Here is a 13,307-nt window from a genome sequence, read left to right as displayed (position 1 = left end):
GCGGCGGACAGCCGCCCCCGGGCCTTACCCGCTCAGCCCGCCGTGACCCGCAGGGTGCCCGACGCCGTGACGTCGTCGCCCGATCCGTCCGCCGGTGCGGCGGTCAGCCGCCAGGTGTAGCCGCCCTCCGGAACCGGATCGCCGGAGCCGGACGTACCGTCCCAGTCGACCCGTACCGTGCTGCGCGTGTCCTCGCCCGTCCAGGTGCGGACGGTCTCACCGGTCGAGCGGCGCACCAGTGTCACCTTCCAGGACGCGGCCGGCCTGGACAGCCACCAGGCGGCGTGCCACGCACCCGCCGCGGTGGCGGGAACGGCGAGGTGCGTGACGCCCAGCGGGGAGACGGCCTGCTGCGGGGCGGTGACGTGGATGGTGTCGTCGGTCCCGACCCAGGCGAGCTTGCCCGCTGCCGGGTCCAGGGTCCAGGTGGTGCCGCGCCCGTCGTCGTCCGTGGACGGCTTGAGACCCGTGACGGTGCCCAGGCCGGCGGTGGAGCCGTCGGCCCGCAGGGCGGTCAGGCGCAGATCCCCGGACGCCTCGCGCACGGCCAGGAACCGGTCGCCGAGCAGGACCCGGGACACCGGGGCGGGGTAGTCGCGGTGGGTCGCCGTGTCGTACACGCCCGCCGCGTCCTGGGAGGCACAGCTCCAGTACACGAGGCTGCCGCTGACCTGGAGTTCGGAGGGCACGCAGTCGACGCCCAGATCATGGTTCCCGACCGCCCGCCCGGCGCGCGGGTCGACGACGTTCACCGTGCCGGGCTTGCCCGGCGCCGACTTGTACAGCCGGTCCCCGGACAGTGCCGCGCCCTGTGCCCGCTGGTCCCGGACGACGAGGTCGCGGGCGATGTCGACGACGTACTGCCGCCCGCCCGCCTCGTACAGCACGAACTCCGGTGACGTGTCGAGGATCCGGCCGCCCGTGCCGGGCAGAACCAGGCCCTCGGACGGCTGCTCCGGGTCGTCGCCGGTGACCAGCGCGTCCCTGCCGGTGGCCGGGTCGGTGACCAGCCGGGCCAGGCCCTCGTCCGTACCGTCGGCGAACCGGCCCGCCGCGAGACCGGGGAAGTCGGCGAGCCGCTCGCCCTCCACCGGGTCGAGGCCGGTCCCGACCGCCTTGCCGTGCAACGTGTCCTTCCCGGCCAGTGAGTTGACGAACCGCAGCCGCCCCCGATCGAGGCTCAGCGCCCCGATCTCACCGTCCGCCGTCTTGACCCCGGGCACCTCCCGCATCACCAGGTCGAAGACGGTTCCGCTGCCGTCCTGGCTGAAGGAGTGGATGGCCCGGCCGCCGTCGGCGTCCGTGCCCAGGGCCAGTACGCCCCCGTACCCCTCGGCCCGGAGCTGGGCGAACTCCACGGTGGGCAGGAGCGTGCGCTCGGTGTCCACGCCGGCGTGGGGCGTCAGACGCAGAGCGCCGCCGAGGCCCTCGTGCCAGACGATGCTGTCCCGCACCACGAACGCGGTGACCTCGCTGTCCGGGGACCGGGTGTCCAGCGGGACGACCACGGGCGTGCCCGTGCCGCTGCGCGGGAGGATCCGGACGCCCTGACCCCCGCTGCCGTTCCGCGAGAACCAGCTGACGTTCATCTGGGTGATGCGAAAGCTGCTCGCGTCACCGGTCACCGGCAGCGGCTTCACCCGGCCGTCGTACGCGGTGAGGATGCCGTAGCCCGGTGAGCCGTCCGCCAGCCGGTAGCCGATGAGGACCTCGCTGCCCTGCCCGCCGAGCACCACGGGCACGGCGTCCGTGGTCGCTCCGGCGGGCAGTCGCACGAGGGGATCCGCCGACGGGTCCCCGCCGCGGGGCACCCGCATCTCGTACGTCCCGTCGCCCTTGTCGACGGTGGCGATCGTCCAGCCGGCCGCGAAGCGGAGATTGCGGTACTGGGCGGGCACGGTGGAGGTGTGGGTGAAGGCCGGGTCCTCGATGCCGATCCGGACGATGTCCGTCCCGCCGTCCGCGCGCTGCTGGGTGTAGATCGCCCGGTTGTGCTCGTCGTGGCCCCCCACGAGCAGGTTCTCCGGCACGCCCGCCAGCTCGGTGACGACCCTGGTCTGTCTGTTGTACGAGTTCGTCCAGAGGTAGTCGCCGCCCTCGCGGTGCAGCACGCCGTACCTGCCGGTCGCCAGGATCTTCTCCGGCCCCTCGCCGAAGGCGTCGGGCGCGGGTATCAGGACCTCGGCCGCCTCCCCCTCCCCGGTGGCGTGTGCCGTGGCCGGCAGCGCGGTGGCGAGCCCGGCCGCCAGGACCACCGCCACGGCGGCCGCTCCTGCGGTCCGTCCGGTACGCCGGCTGCGGCTGTTCGTGTACAGGTGTCGGGACACCTGACCCCCCTTGTCAGTTGACCGATGTGCGCATCTGCGATGCGAACGCGATCAACCTTATTCATATGTGGGGGAGTTGTGCACAGAACATGCGCAACGGGTGACGTGAGCGAGCCCCTGCCTCCAGCCCGCGCACCAGGCGGCCACCGCCCCCAGGACCGGCAGCGAGCACAGGGCGACCGGAGCCCAGGCGGAATCGGACGCGATCAGCCGGTACGGCGAGGCCGCCAGGAATCGGGGCGTGCCCTTTGCGGGGTTCCGGCCGTTGAACGGGGCATGAAGAAGCGAAGCGTACTCGCCGCCGTCACCCTCGCCACCGGAGCGGTCATCGCCGCCATCGCCCCGCACCCGGGAGGCGCGGACTCCGCGCACGCGGCCGAACCGGCCGTCTCCCTGGGCGCGCTGGACGACGTCGGCGACCTCGGCAAGCTGGTCGACGGCGCGGCCGGGGCGACCACCTCCACCGCGGGCACCGTCACCAGCACCGTGGAAGACGCCAAGCTCAGCTGAACGGGCTGAAGAGGGACAGGGGCGGCCGAAAGGCCGCCCCTGTCCGCGTTCCCGGGCCGGGCGAGAGCCCGGGGCTCGCCGCGCTCTCCTGCCGGTCCGACCGAACCGGGCACGGACGGTCGGGTCCGGCAGGACGGCCCGTCCCTACGGTGAACGGGCAAGGGAAGGAGCCAGGAGTTGCTGGAACGGCTGAACGACGCGATGGAGCACATCGAGGCCCACCTCGGTGAGCGCATCGAGGCGGCGGACCTCGCCCGGATCGCGATGACGTCGGAGTACCACTTCCGCCGGATGTTCTCCGCGCTGGCGGGGCTCCCGCTGTCGGAGTACATCCGCCGTCGCCGCATGACGGTCGCGGGAGCGGAGGTGCTCGGCGACCGCGACCGTTCGCTGCTGGACGTGGCGACGCGGTACGGCTACGACACGGGGGAGGGCTTCGCCCGCGCCTTCCGGGCGGTGCACGGCGTCGGCCCCGGCGAGGCACGCCGCACGGGCGCGGTTCTGCGGTCCCAGCAACGCCTGACCTTCCGACTCGTCGTCGAAGGGAGTAGCGCCATGCGCTACGGCTTGGTGGAGAAGAACGCGTTCCGGGTGGTCGGGAGGAAGGCCCGCGTCCCGCTCGTCCACGAGGGACCGAATCCGGCCATCGCGGAGTTCATCCGGGGCATCGGCAGGGAGGAGCTGGACCGCATCGCGGCCCTCTCGGACCAGGAGCCGGCGGGCATCGTCGGAGTGAGCGACCAGCTCGACCCGAGCCGCGCGGAGGGCACCGAACTCGACTACTGGCACGGGGTGGTGAGCGCGGCCGAGCCTCCGGAGGGCCTGGACGCCCTGGACGTACCGGCGGGCACGTGGGCGGTCTTCGAGAGCGAGGGCGAGTTCCCGCAGGCCCTCCAGTACCTCTGGCGGGACGTGTTCACGCAGTGGTTCCCGTCGAACCCGTACGCCTCCCGGCCCGGCCCGGAGATCCTGCGCGTGCGGCTGACGGAGGACGGCAAGCGGGCGGAGGCGGAGCTGTGGATCCCGGTGGAGCGGTCGGCCGAAAGCTGACGTGCCGAGCGCAATATGCGGCACGACAGAGGTTTACGGCCATGGGGCATATGCGGTGACCTATTGGTCCAGACCTATTGTGCGGGCGTGCCCGGCTCGCTAGCTTTCTCCTGGCGGCGCGCGCTGTTCGGATCGGCTCGACTCGTTCATTCACTGACACACAGTCATGTGCGTCGACTGAAAAGGGAGTTACCGACATGCGCAGACGAATGGCCGCTCTCGCGGTGACCGTGGCGACCGCCGGAGCGATGCTCCTCGGCACCGCCTCGACCGCCTCCGCCACCGGCCCCGGCTTCTGGCTCCGCAGCCACCACGCGAGCCTGGCGGAGTGTCAGGCGGTGGGGAACGCCGGCGCCGACAACGCCCTCTGGAGCCGTGTCTTCATCTGCAACCCGTTCGCGGGCAATCCGAGCGTGTACGAGTTGTGGGTGCGCTACTGAGGCAGCGGGCGGACGGTGAACCGCCCCGGCCGCGACGGCGACCGGGGCGGTTCACCGTAGGGCGCTCAGAGGGCCGTGCCGCTGCCGTGGACGAAGGCGCTCCAGGTGGCGGGCTCGACGGTGAGGACGGGACCGTCGGTCACCTTGGAGTCGCGGATGTGGACGGCGGCGGGGTGGGCGGCTACCTCTACGCAGTCTCCGCCGTCGCCGTTGCTGTAGCTGGACTTGCGCCAGTGGTAGGCGACTTCGATGCAGTTGCCGCCGTCACCGTTGCTGTAGCTGGACTTGAACCAGTGGAGGGCGGTAGGACCGGGGGCGGGGTGTGCGGCGCGGGACATGTCTCTCCAAGCAGTGCGTCAAGCAGTGCGTCCAGTAGCCGGGTGCTCTCCGCGACGGTGAGCGCCTGGGAACGCAGCATCCCATACCTCTGCATAAGTGCGCTGACGTCGGCGGGTTCGTCGTACAGCTCTCCGCGCAGCTGGCCGTCGACGTACACGAGCCCGTCGTGGTCGGGCGTCTCCAGCAGAACGAGCGGCCCCGCGAGCCCGGCGTGCCGAGGAGTGCTGCGCGGCATGATCTGGATGGTGACGAACGGCAGATCCATGCAGCGCCGCAGGTGGAGAAGCTGCTCCCGCATGACGTCGGGGTCGCCCATCTGGGCGTGCAGGATGCTCTCCTCCAGGATGAAGTGCAGGATGGGTCGGGGCTTGCGCTCCAGGATCTTCTGGCGGCCGAGCCGGTCCGCCACCCGCTTCTCGATCTCGTCCTCTTCGAGCGGTGGGTAGTTGCAGCCGAAGATGAAGCGCGCGTACGCCTCGGTCTGGAGCAGTCCAGGGATGAGCTGCGACTGGTACGAGAACAGGCTCACCGCGTCCTGCTCGTACTGCACGAAGTCCTTGGCCAGGGCCTGGTAGCGCTCCTTTCGCGGGATCCTCTCCACAGCGACCCGCAGCAGGCCCTTGCTCTCCAGCAGTTCATCGAGCTGGATGGCCAGGTCGAGTTGGAGGGCCCGCCGTCCCTGCTCGATCGAGGCGATGGTGTCCTCGCCCACCCCGAGCTGCTCTGCGAGCGCGGCCTGTGTCAGCCCGGCAAGTTTGCGAAGGTGGCGCAGTTGCGCCCCGACCAGCTGCCATGACGTAACTCGCCTGATGCTGCTCTGCTTTCCGGTTTGCATGACCTGGCTCTCCCCGTTCCGGTCCCGCTGTCAACCCGTCAGAACCCGTACAAAAGCTTTTGTACGTCTCTCGGCTCTGCTGCAGCGTAGTAACTCCGTGTGAGCGTGGAAGCATGAACGAGACAACCCAACTCCCGTACTTCCGTGCCGCCTTCTACTGCCGTGAGCGCAGGTCGATCCCCGTCGTACGCAAGTTCGCCCGCAAGGCTCTGGTCGAGTGGGAGTGTGAGCAGCGGGCCGACGATGTGCTGCTCTGCGTGACCGAGCTGGCTACCAACGCGCTCCGGCACGGCGTGCCCCCGGGGCGTGGCTTCAAGCTCCACATCTACCTGGAGCGGGTCGAGAGCATCATCCGCGTCGAGATGCACGACAGCGGTGACGGCGAGGTGCGTCGGGTGGACGGGCTGCCGGGGGCCGACGACGAAGGCGGGCGCGGGCTGCTGCTCGTCGCCGCGCTGGCCGACAAGTGGGGCGTGGCCGAGCGGAACCCCGGAAAGATCGTGTGGTGCGAGTTCAGCATCGTATGACTTGCTGTTTCGGCAAGGATGTTTGTCGTTTCGGCCGTACGGGCGCACTCTCGTCATCGAGCGGTGGTCATGCCGCGTGACGGAGGAGGAGCGACATGGAGCAGCAGCGGTACGACGTGGTGATCGTGGGCGGCGGGGCCGCCGGCCTGAGCGGGGCCCTGGCCCTGGCGCGGGCCCGGCGCTCGGTCCTGGTGATCGACGCGGGGGAGCCCCGTAACGCTCCCGCCTCGCACGTGCACAACTACCTGGGCCGCGAGTCCACCCCGCCCGGCGAGCTGCTGGCGATCGGCCGGGGCGAGGCCGCCGGGTACGGGGCGGAGATCGTCGAGGGCCGGGTGGCCTCGGCCGAGCGGCTGCCCGGGGACGGGGAAGAGCGGGGCTTCCGGGTGGTGACCGAGGACGGCCGGAGCGTCGAGGCGCGCCGGCTGCTGGTGACGACCGGGCTCGTGGACGAGCTGCCGCCCGTGCCGGGTCTTGCCGAGCGGTGGGGCCGCGAGGTGTTGCACTGCCCGTACTGCCACGGCCACGAGGTGGCGGACCGCCCGATCGGCGTGCTCGCCACCGGCCCGCTCGCCGTGCACCAGGCGCTGATGTGGCGGCAGTGGAGCGACGACGTGACCCTCTTCCTCCACACGGGCCCGGAGCCCACGGAGGAGGAGTACGAGCAGTTGGCCGCTCGGGGCGTCGCGGTCGTGGACGGAGAGGTGGCGGGCCTGGAGGTCGCGGACGACCGGTTCACCGGTGTGAAGCTGGCGTCCGGCCGCGTCGTCCCGCGCGAGGCCCTGGTCGTGCAGGCCCGGTTCACCGCCCGCTCGGCGGTCCTGGAGTCGCTGGGGCTGGAGCCCGTGGCGCAGGAGATGGGCGGGGCGGTGATCGGCTCGTACATCCCGACCGATCCGACCGGTGCGACCGAGGTCCCCGGGGTCTGGGCGGCGGGCAACGTCACCCGCCTCACCGAGCAGGTCATCGGTGCCGCCGCGGCGGGCCTCATGGCGGCGAGCGCGGTCAATGGAGACCTGATCACCGAGGACACCCGGCTGGCGGTGGCGGCCCGGCGGGCGTAGCGGCTCTCCGCCGTCGAGAATCGAACGGGCCCGATGAGTTCGCAGCCCGGGACCGGTCCACGTACGTGACACCCGAGGTTGATGACGGCCAAGGGCGAGTTCAGGGCGCCCGAGGGTCGTCATCCGAGGAAAGGACACCGCCATGTCGGAGCTTCTCGTCGACTTCATCACCTCCCTCGACGGCTGTGCGTCAGGAGAGGGCTGGCCCGGGTGGTGGGGCCTGGAGGGCCCGGAGTACCTGGCCTGGCTCGGTGAGCAGCCCGAGGTCACCTACCTCATGGGGGCGAAGACCTACCGCCTGATGTCCGGCTTCGCCGCCGGTGAGGTTCCCGGCGGACAGGACGACTTCAGGGCCGAGGAGGACGCGTCCGTCGACCAGCTCACGCGAGCGCCCAAGGTGGTGTTCTCCTCCTCGTTGGAGGACCCGCTGACGTGGGCCAACAGCACGCTCGTCCGCGAAGACCCCGTCGAGGCGGTCCGTGCGATGAAGGAGAACGGCTCGGGGCTCCTCAGCACCATCGGCAGCCTCACGCTGTGCCGGTCTCTGCTGAGCGCCGGGCTCGTCGACCGCTTCCGCGTCGTGATGTTCCCGGTGATCACCGGGGCCACGGGCTCGGAGCGCATCTACGACGGCTATCCGGACGTCGCCCTGGAGATGATCGGGCACCGGACCTTCGACGGCCGCACCCAGATGGTCGAGTACCAGCCCCGCGTGCTGGAGCACCCGCCGCTCGGTGCCCCCGCGTGACGTCGCTCCGTGCGCGGGCGGGCGGCTCCACGGCCCACCCCCGTCCGGCGTAACGGGGGCGGGCGGTTGACGGGCCGCGGGGGTGACGGACTTCGCCCGGTGGATGTGTGAGTTCCGTTCGGTGGGATACGCGGAGGGTGCCCGGGGCAACGACGACGCCGGGAGAGGAAACACAGAGGGAGACTTTCGTGGGCATCATCGCCTGGATTCTCATCGGCCTGCTCGCGGGCGCCATCGCCAAGGCGCTGATGCCGGGCAAGGACCCGGGAGGCTGCCTGATCACCATGCTGCTCGGCATCGCGGGCGGCCTGCTCGGCGGCTGGCTCGGCAAGGTGATCTTCGGGGTCGATTCGATCGACGGGTTCTTCAGCCTGTCGACGTGGATCGCCGCAGTCGTCGGTTCCGTGATCCTCCTCGTCCTCTACCGCCTGATCGCGGGGAACAGGTCCCGATGACCCCGGCGGCCGCGATGGCTCGACGGGACGATTCGTCCGCATATGCCTACATTGGCAAAGGCGCGACAGGGTAGCCGTCGGGCAGAGCCGAGCCGAGGCCGCGACGCCCGCGCACGACCGACCAGAGGACACGAGGACATGACGGACACGACCCGTAAGCCGACCACCTCCGACTCCGGTGCCCCGGTGGAGAGCGACGAGCATTCGCTCACCGTCGGCCCGGGCGGGCCGATCCTGCTCCAGGACTCCTACCTGATCGAGCAGATGGCGCAGTTCAACCGCGAACGCATCCCCGAACGCCAGCCGCACGCCAAGGGCAGCGGCGCCTTCGGCAAGTTCGAGGTGACCGCAGACGTCTCCGCGTACACGAAGGCCGCGCTCTTCCAGCCCGGCACGACGACCGACCTGGTCATCAGGTTCTCGACCGTCGCCGGCGAGCGGGGCAGCCCGGACACCTGGCGGGACCCGCGCGGCTTCGCGGTGAAGTTCTACACCAGCGAAGGCAACTACGACATGGTGGGCAACAACACCCCCGTGTTCTTCGTGAAGGACCCGATGAAGTTCCAGCACTTCATCCGGTCCCAGAAACGCCGGGCGGACAACAACCTCCGCGACCACGACATGCAGTGGGACTTCTGGACCCTCTCGCCGGAGTCGGCCCACCAGGTCACCTGGCTGATGGGCGACCGGGGCATCCCGCGCACCTGGCGTCACATGAACGGCTACACCTCGCACACGTACATGTGGATCAACGCCGAGGGCAAGCGGTTCTGGGTGAAGTACCACTTCAAGACCGACCAGGGCATCGAGACGTTCACGCAGCACGAGGCCGACCAGATGGCGGCGGCGGACACGGACTACCACACGCGTGACCTCTTCGAGCACATCCGCGACGGCGACTTCCCGAGCTGGACGCTGAAGGTCCAGATCATGCCGTACGAGGACGCCAAGGACTACCGGTTCAACCCGTTCGACCTGACCAAGGTGTGGCCGCACGGCGACTACCCGCTGATCGAGGTCGGCCGGATGACGCTGGACCGCAACCCCACGGACAACCACGCGGAGATCGAGCAGGCGGCGTTCCAGCCGAACAACTTCGTCCCCGGCATCGGCCCGAGCCCGGACCGGATGCTGCTGGCCCGGCTGTTCAGCTACGCGGACGCGCACCGCCACCGCATCGGCGGCAACTACCAGCAGCTGCCGGTCAACGCCCCCGTCGTGCCGGTGCACACGTACTCCAAGGACGGGGCGATGGCGTACCGGAAGACCACCGACCCGGTCTACGCCCCCAACTCCAAGGGCGGCCCGGCGGCCGACACGGCACGCTACGGCACCCCGCCGAGCTGGTACGCGGACGGGGACATCACCCGGGCGGCCTACGTCGACCACGCCGAGGACGACGACTGGGGCCAGCCCGGCACGATGGTTCGCGAGGTCCTGGACGACGCGGCACGGGACCGGCTGGTGGACAACGTGGTCGGCCACCTGCTGAACGGGGTGACCGAGCCGGTGCTCCAGCGGGCGTTCCAGTACTGGTCCAACATCGACGGCACCATCGGCAAGCGCATCGAGGAGGGCGTCCGCGCGAAGGCGGGCGAGAAGGACCCGAAGGCGGCCGAGCAGGCCAACCCGGCCCGCTCGTCGATGCAGCGCAAGGCGTAGCGCCACTCCGGGCCCACGAGACAGGCCCCCGCCCGTCGGCCGACGGGCGGGGGCCTGTGGCGTCTGCCTGCTCGGTCGCCCGCGTACCGAGGGCCGGAGGAGGCCGTGCCGGTCGCCGGTTCTAGGCTGGCCTCGATCCCCGGGGGCGATGATGCGGCGATACGACTGGTACGGCGGCGAGGAGTCCGAGCGGAACCCGGACGCCGAGGCCGAGGCGCTCAAGGCGAAGGTGCATGCCGGTATCGCGGGAGGCTGCGGGCTGACGGTGCTACTGGCGGTCGTGGCGGGCGCGGTCCTGCTGGGCGTGGTGGTGGCGGCGATCTGGGCCTGGATCTCCAGCCGCCACTGATCCGGCCGGGCGGTGATTCCGTGGCACGCGCCACCGTCGCCCGGTCCTCCTCAGTGCTGAACCAGCCCGCCGACGGGGACAGCGTCCACGTGCCCGGTGGGCGGGAGGTTCTGCGCCAGGGTGATCCCGATGTCCACCAGGGACGACCTGCGCAGGCGGGCGACCCCGGACAGCGGAGTCCACACGGCCCCGGCGGTGTCGCCGTTCGGCTCGGGACGGAGCGTGCCGCCGGTGACACGGACACCGTAGAAGACGCCGACGTTCTGCAGCTCGGGCTCGCCCGGACGGCGGCGCTCGCCCGCCGGGACCACCCGTGAGTCCACGCCGAGCAGGCGCTCGACCACGGCCTCCAGACCGGTCTCCTCGGCGACCTCCCGGATCACCGCGTCGAACGGGTCCTCCGCGTGCTCGACCCCGCCGCCCGGGAGGGTCCAGGTGCGGTCGCCGTCCGGGCCCACGGCCAGCGCGAGCAGCACCCGGCCGTTCTTGATGCACACCGCGTACGCGGCCAGTCGCCGATCCATGGCGCGAGGCTATCCCTGGAATCCGGAAACGGTGTCCGGGGCCGGGGACCCCCCTCCCGACTCAAGATCATCAACGTGCAGAATGACCTGTATGTCGATAACGAACACTCCGCAGGCAGCCACGCTCGACGACGCCCCGGAGATCAGCCGCACCCTGGCCCGCGCCTTCGCCGACGACCCGATGATGGAGTGGTTCTTCCCCGGCGGGGCCTCGCGCGAGGCCGACCTGGTCCGGTACTTCACCACGATTTTCACCCGGCAGTACGGCCGCCACGGGGTGTGCGAGCGCACCGCGTCGGCGGCCGCGTTCTGGGTGGCGCCGGAGGGGCAGGAGAAGACCGTGCCCGACGCGGAGACGGTCGCGGAGCTGGAGGAGATCCTCGGCGACCGGGCGCCGCTGTTCCGGGACGCGGTCGCGGCGGCCGCCGAGCAGGGCCCGAAGGAGCCGCACTGGTATCTGGCGGTCGTCGGCGCGGACCCGGCCGCCCGGGGCCAGGGGCACGGGGCGGCGCTGCTGCGTTCCGGGCTGGCCCAGGCCGATGCGGCGGGTCTGCCGGTCTACCTGGAGTCCTCCAAGCCGGACAACCTGCCGTTCTACGAGCACTTCGGCTTCACGGTGCTGGGCGAGGCGGCGCTGCCGGGCGGGGGCCCGGTGCTGTGGGTGATGCGGCGCGAGCCGCGTGCTGTCTGACCGGACGGGGGGAGGGGCGCTCCCGCGAGGGCGGGAACGTTTCTCCGGAATCCCGGCGGGGAGCGGCCCGGCGGGGCGGGGTCGCCCAGTAGAGCCGGGGTCGCCCAGCAGGGTCGGGGTCGCCCAGCAGGGCCGGGGTCGGCCGGTCAGTCGGGGTAGCCGGAGAAGAATGCTTTCTCCATCCGGGGTCGTGCTCCGGAGCCGTCCGCACGCGCCACCGGCGACCGGCGGGCATCGGCCCAGATGGCCTCCAGTCCGAGCGGGCGGCCCAGGTCGCGACTGCTCCAGGGCTGCCGGGGATCTGCCATCGCGCGGGAGTCGCCGTGCGATGGCGCCCCCGGCGGAGCGTCGCGTTCGATGCCGTCGAGTCGCCGTTCGAAATCCGCCTGCAAGCGGTTCATCGTGGCGAGGAAGTCCCTGAGCAGGATGGTTTCTTCGTTCATGGGGTCGGCACATTTCTCTGCGAGACTTCAGCTGTCACATCCCGACAACGACAGGGCCGGGCCGAGGGGACGCGGCAATCGGGCGAGCGCGCGGGGAGGTGACGGACCGGCGCGTACGGGGGCGGCGCGCGCCTCCGGGCGACGGGTCGGCCCGCGCGGCCGCTCGATCGGCGACCACGATCTACGGCCGGGGTCGTAGGGCGACCGGCCGATGCGCAGGCGACGCCTCGCTCCGTAAGGTCCGGGAACGAGCGGTCCTCCACGACCGATGGACCCGCACCCCACCAGGAGGTCCCCCGATGCCGGCAGACGCCACGGCCCACGTGCGCATCGCCCGCCCGTCCCGCGACCTCGCGGCGGCCGAACGCTTCTGGGTCGCGGGGCTCGGCCTCGGAGTCCAGTACCGCCACGAGGCGGACGGCACCCCCGGCCACCACTCGCTGCTGATGGTCGGCTGGCCCGACGCCGCCTGGCACCTGGAACTCGTCCACGACCCGTCGGCCCCGGTCGAACCGCGCCCGACGCCCGAGGACCTGCTGGTGGTCTACCTCGGGGAGGAGGTCCCGGACGCCCTGGTGCGGCGGCTCGAACAGCACGGCGGCACCCGGGTACCCGCGCACAATCCGTACTGGGACACCTGGGGCGTCACGCTCCGGGACCCGGACGGCTATCTGCTGGTGCTGTCGACCCGGACGTGGCCGTGATCGGCCCCTGGCGTCATCCGCCCCGGCCGCTGTCCGACTATGCACCACGCGTATAAACCGCGCGTATAGACCCTGTGTATAGTCGGGGCATGGCTGCTACCCACGCGATCGCCCCACCCCGTCCGCGCTTGAAGAATGTCCCCGGCGCGTCCGTTCTGTGCCTCGGCGCCGGGCTCGTCGGGGGCATCCTGACAAACCTGTCGCAGGGCTGGCTGCCTGGGGCGTGGAACAACTTGGCGAACTCCGGAGCGGTCTGGACGGTGTTCGCGTTCGTCGCCGGGGTCGCCCTCGCGAACCGAACCGACGACCATCGCGTTCTGGCGGCAGCCGGAGCCCTGGCGGAGATCGGGCTCGTCGTCGGCTATTACGGGTACGCCGAGTTCGGGCGGGACGGCATGGGCTCTCTCACCTTTCCGCTGCTCTGGCTCGCCATGGCGTGTGTCGCGGGGCCGCTGTTCGGCATCGCGGGCGCGTGGTCGAGGCGCGGTGCGCAACCCTGGCGGCGTTATGTGGCGCTCGGCGCGCTCGGCGGTCTCTTCGGCAGTGAAGGCCTCCACTACTGGCTCAGCCTGGGGTACGCGCCTCAGAAAGTGTTGGGTAACTGATCAACTGCTGCTTGTAGTCGACGGCGGTGATCTT

At 71.1% G+C, this 13,307-nt stretch carries 16 protein-coding genes and 1 pseudogene; 12 read left to right on the top strand and 5 right to left on the bottom strand.

From position 1 onward, the window contains the following. Nucleotides 1–32: 32 nt before the first annotated feature. Entirely contained in the window at nucleotides 33–2,327 is a 2,295-nt protein-coding gene (locus tag IE145_RS28495) for a FlgD immunoglobulin-like domain containing protein (RefSeq protein ID WP_189528310.1), read from the bottom strand. A gap of 276 nt (nucleotides 2,328–2,603) precedes the next feature. Here IE145_RS28495 and IE145_RS28490 point away from each other — a divergent pair, with 276 nt between their 5' ends. The 3 genes from IE145_RS28490 (at nucleotide 2,604) to IE145_RS28480 (ending at nucleotide 4,327) form a co-directional block, all read left to right on the top strand. Continuing rightward, nucleotides 2,604–2,837 (top strand): hypothetical protein, encoded by a 234-nt coding sequence (locus IE145_RS28490; protein WP_069741782.1) that lies wholly within the window; start codon nucleotides 2,604–2,606, stop codon nucleotides 2,835–2,837. Nucleotides 2,838–3,014: 177 nt separating this feature from the next. Further along, on the top strand, nucleotides 3,015–3,887 hold the full coding sequence (locus IE145_RS28485) for an AraC family transcriptional regulator (protein ID WP_189528309.1): 873 nt from the start codon (nucleotides 3,015–3,017) through the stop codon (nucleotides 3,885–3,887). Nucleotides 3,888–4,084: 197 nt separating this feature from the next. After that, nucleotides 4,085–4,327, top strand: coding sequence for a hypothetical protein (locus tag IE145_RS28480; protein WP_189528308.1), 243 nt, complete (start codon nucleotides 4,085–4,087; stop codon nucleotides 4,325–4,327). Between the two features lie 65 nt (nucleotides 4,328–4,392). Here IE145_RS28480 and IE145_RS28475 read toward each other — a convergent pair whose 3' ends face one another. Both IE145_RS28475 and IE145_RS28470 read right to left on the bottom strand, forming a co-directional pair. Then, complete coding sequence (locus IE145_RS28475; RefSeq protein ID WP_229825907.1) at nucleotides 4,393–4,665, bottom strand: DUF397 domain-containing protein; 273 nt, start codon at nucleotides 4,663–4,665, stop codon at nucleotides 4,393–4,395. 41 nt (nucleotides 4,666–4,706) lie between these two features. Beyond that, nucleotides 4,707–5,501: pseudogene (locus tag IE145_RS28470) on the bottom strand (helix-turn-helix domain-containing protein); the annotation flags it as partial. A 113-nt stretch (nucleotides 5,502–5,614) separates the two neighbouring features. Between IE145_RS28470 and IE145_RS28465 the strand changes: the two are divergent. The 6 genes from IE145_RS28465 (at nucleotide 5,615) to IE145_RS28440 (ending at nucleotide 10,306) form a co-directional block, all read left to right on the top strand. Next, the gene (locus IE145_RS28465) at nucleotides 5,615–6,028 is read left to right on the top strand and encodes an ATP-binding protein (protein WP_069741778.1); all 414 of its coding nucleotides are present in this window, start codon (nucleotides 5,615–5,617) and stop codon (nucleotides 6,026–6,028) included. 95 nt (nucleotides 6,029–6,123) lie between these two features. Further along, on the top strand, nucleotides 6,124–7,092 hold the full coding sequence (locus IE145_RS28460) for an NAD(P)/FAD-dependent oxidoreductase (protein WP_189528306.1): 969 nt from the start codon (nucleotides 6,124–6,126) through the stop codon (nucleotides 7,090–7,092). Nucleotides 7,093–7,234: 142 nt separating this feature from the next. Beyond that, nucleotides 7,235–7,840: a dihydrofolate reductase family protein gene (locus IE145_RS28455; protein WP_189528305.1), complete on the top strand. Its 606-nt coding sequence runs from the start codon at nucleotides 7,235–7,237 to the stop codon at nucleotides 7,838–7,840. Nucleotides 7,841–8,028: 188 nt separating this feature from the next. Next, nucleotides 8,029–8,295, top strand: coding sequence for a GlsB/YeaQ/YmgE family stress response membrane protein (locus tag IE145_RS28450; RefSeq protein WP_189528304.1), 267 nt, complete (start codon nucleotides 8,029–8,031; stop codon nucleotides 8,293–8,295). Nucleotides 8,296–8,433: 138 nt separating this feature from the next. After that, a complete protein-coding gene (locus IE145_RS28445; protein WP_189528303.1) occupies nucleotides 8,434–9,957 on the top strand; it encodes a catalase in 1,524 nt (507 codons plus the stop codon). Nucleotides 9,958–10,105: 148 nt separating this feature from the next. Beyond that, nucleotides 10,106–10,306 carry a hypothetical protein gene (locus IE145_RS28440; protein ID WP_189528302.1) on the top strand — a complete coding sequence of 67 codons (201 nt, stop codon included), beginning with the start codon at nucleotides 10,106–10,108 and terminating at the stop codon, nucleotides 10,304–10,306. 50 nt (nucleotides 10,307–10,356) lie between these two features. Here IE145_RS28440 and IE145_RS28435 read toward each other — a convergent pair whose 3' ends face one another. Further along, nucleotides 10,357–10,830, bottom strand: coding sequence for an NUDIX hydrolase (locus IE145_RS28435; RefSeq protein ID WP_189528301.1), 474 nt, complete (start codon nucleotides 10,828–10,830; stop codon nucleotides 10,357–10,359). A gap of 82 nt (nucleotides 10,831–10,912) precedes the next feature. Between IE145_RS28435 and IE145_RS28430 the strand changes: the two genes are divergently transcribed. Next, a complete protein-coding gene (locus tag IE145_RS28430; RefSeq protein ID WP_189528300.1) occupies nucleotides 10,913–11,521 on the top strand; it encodes a GNAT family N-acetyltransferase in 609 nt (202 codons plus the stop codon). Between the two features lie 146 nt (nucleotides 11,522–11,667). Here the strand turns inward: IE145_RS28430 and IE145_RS28425 are convergent, their stop codons facing one another. Then, nucleotides 11,668–11,964 carry a hypothetical protein gene (locus IE145_RS28425; RefSeq protein ID WP_189528299.1) on the bottom strand — a complete coding sequence of 99 codons (297 nt, stop codon included), beginning with the start codon at nucleotides 11,962–11,964 and terminating at the stop codon, nucleotides 11,668–11,670. A 299-nt stretch (nucleotides 11,965–12,263) separates the two neighbouring features. Here IE145_RS28425 and IE145_RS28420 point away from each other — a divergent pair, with 299 nt between their 5' ends. Both IE145_RS28420 and IE145_RS33550 read left to right on the top strand, forming a co-directional pair. Further along, nucleotides 12,264–12,668, top strand: a complete 405-nt coding sequence (locus tag IE145_RS28420; protein WP_189528298.1) for a VOC family protein — start codon at nucleotides 12,264–12,266, stop codon at nucleotides 12,666–12,668. 89 nt (nucleotides 12,669–12,757) lie between these two features. Then, nucleotides 12,758–13,273 (top strand): DUF6518 family protein, encoded by a 516-nt coding sequence (locus IE145_RS33550; protein ID WP_229825905.1) that lies wholly within the window; start codon nucleotides 12,758–12,760, stop codon nucleotides 13,271–13,273. Nucleotides 13,274–13,307 lie beyond the last annotated feature (34 nt).

The sequence above is a fragment of the Streptomyces sindenensis genome, assembly GCF_014649035.1.
GTDB classification, from domain to species: domain Bacteria; phylum Actinomycetota; class Actinomycetes; order Streptomycetales; family Streptomycetaceae; genus Streptomyces; species Streptomyces sindenensis.
Note: the sequence above shows the minus strand (reverse complement) of the source record. Positions and strands in the feature narration are given on the sequence as shown.

Excerpts from the sequence above, each read along its gene's own strand:
- IE145_RS28420 (WP_189528298.1), top strand. The coding sequence starts at position 12,264 with ATGCCGGCAGACGCCACGGCCCACGTGCGCATCGCCCGCCCGTCCCGC.
- IE145_RS28465 (WP_069741778.1), top strand. The coding sequence starts at position 5,615 with ATGAACGAGACAACCCAACTCCCGTACTTCCGTGCCGCCTTCTACTGC.
- IE145_RS28435 (WP_189528301.1), bottom strand. The coding sequence starts at position 10,830 with ATGGATCGGCGACTGGCCGCGTACGCGGTGTGCATCAAGAACGGCCGG.
- IE145_RS28430 (WP_189528300.1), top strand. The coding sequence starts at position 10,913 with ATGACCTGTATGTCGATAACGAACACTCCGCAGGCAGCCACGCTCGAC.
- IE145_RS28440 (WP_189528302.1), top strand. The coding sequence starts at position 10,106 with ATGATGCGGCGATACGACTGGTACGGCGGCGAGGAGTCCGAGCGGAAC.
- IE145_RS28445 (WP_189528303.1), top strand. The coding sequence starts at position 8,434 with ATGACGGACACGACCCGTAAGCCGACCACCTCCGACTCCGGTGCCCCG.
- IE145_RS28490 (WP_069741782.1), top strand. The coding sequence starts at position 2,604 with ATGAAGAAGCGAAGCGTACTCGCCGCCGTCACCCTCGCCACCGGAGCG.
- IE145_RS28480 (WP_189528308.1), top strand. The coding sequence starts at position 4,085 with ATGCGCAGACGAATGGCCGCTCTCGCGGTGACCGTGGCGACCGCCGGA.
- IE145_RS28425 (WP_189528299.1), bottom strand. The coding sequence starts at position 11,964 with ATGAACGAAGAAACCATCCTGCTCAGGGACTTCCTCGCCACGATGAAC.
- IE145_RS28475 (WP_229825907.1), bottom strand. The coding sequence starts at position 4,665 with ATGTCCCGCGCCGCACACCCCGCCCCCGGTCCTACCGCCCTCCACTGG.
- IE145_RS28460 (WP_189528306.1), top strand. The coding sequence starts at position 6,124 with ATGGAGCAGCAGCGGTACGACGTGGTGATCGTGGGCGGCGGGGCCGCC.
- IE145_RS33550 (WP_229825905.1), top strand. The coding sequence starts at position 12,758 with ATGGCTGCTACCCACGCGATCGCCCCACCCCGTCCGCGCTTGAAGAAT.
- IE145_RS28455 (WP_189528305.1), top strand. The coding sequence starts at position 7,235 with ATGTCGGAGCTTCTCGTCGACTTCATCACCTCCCTCGACGGCTGTGCG.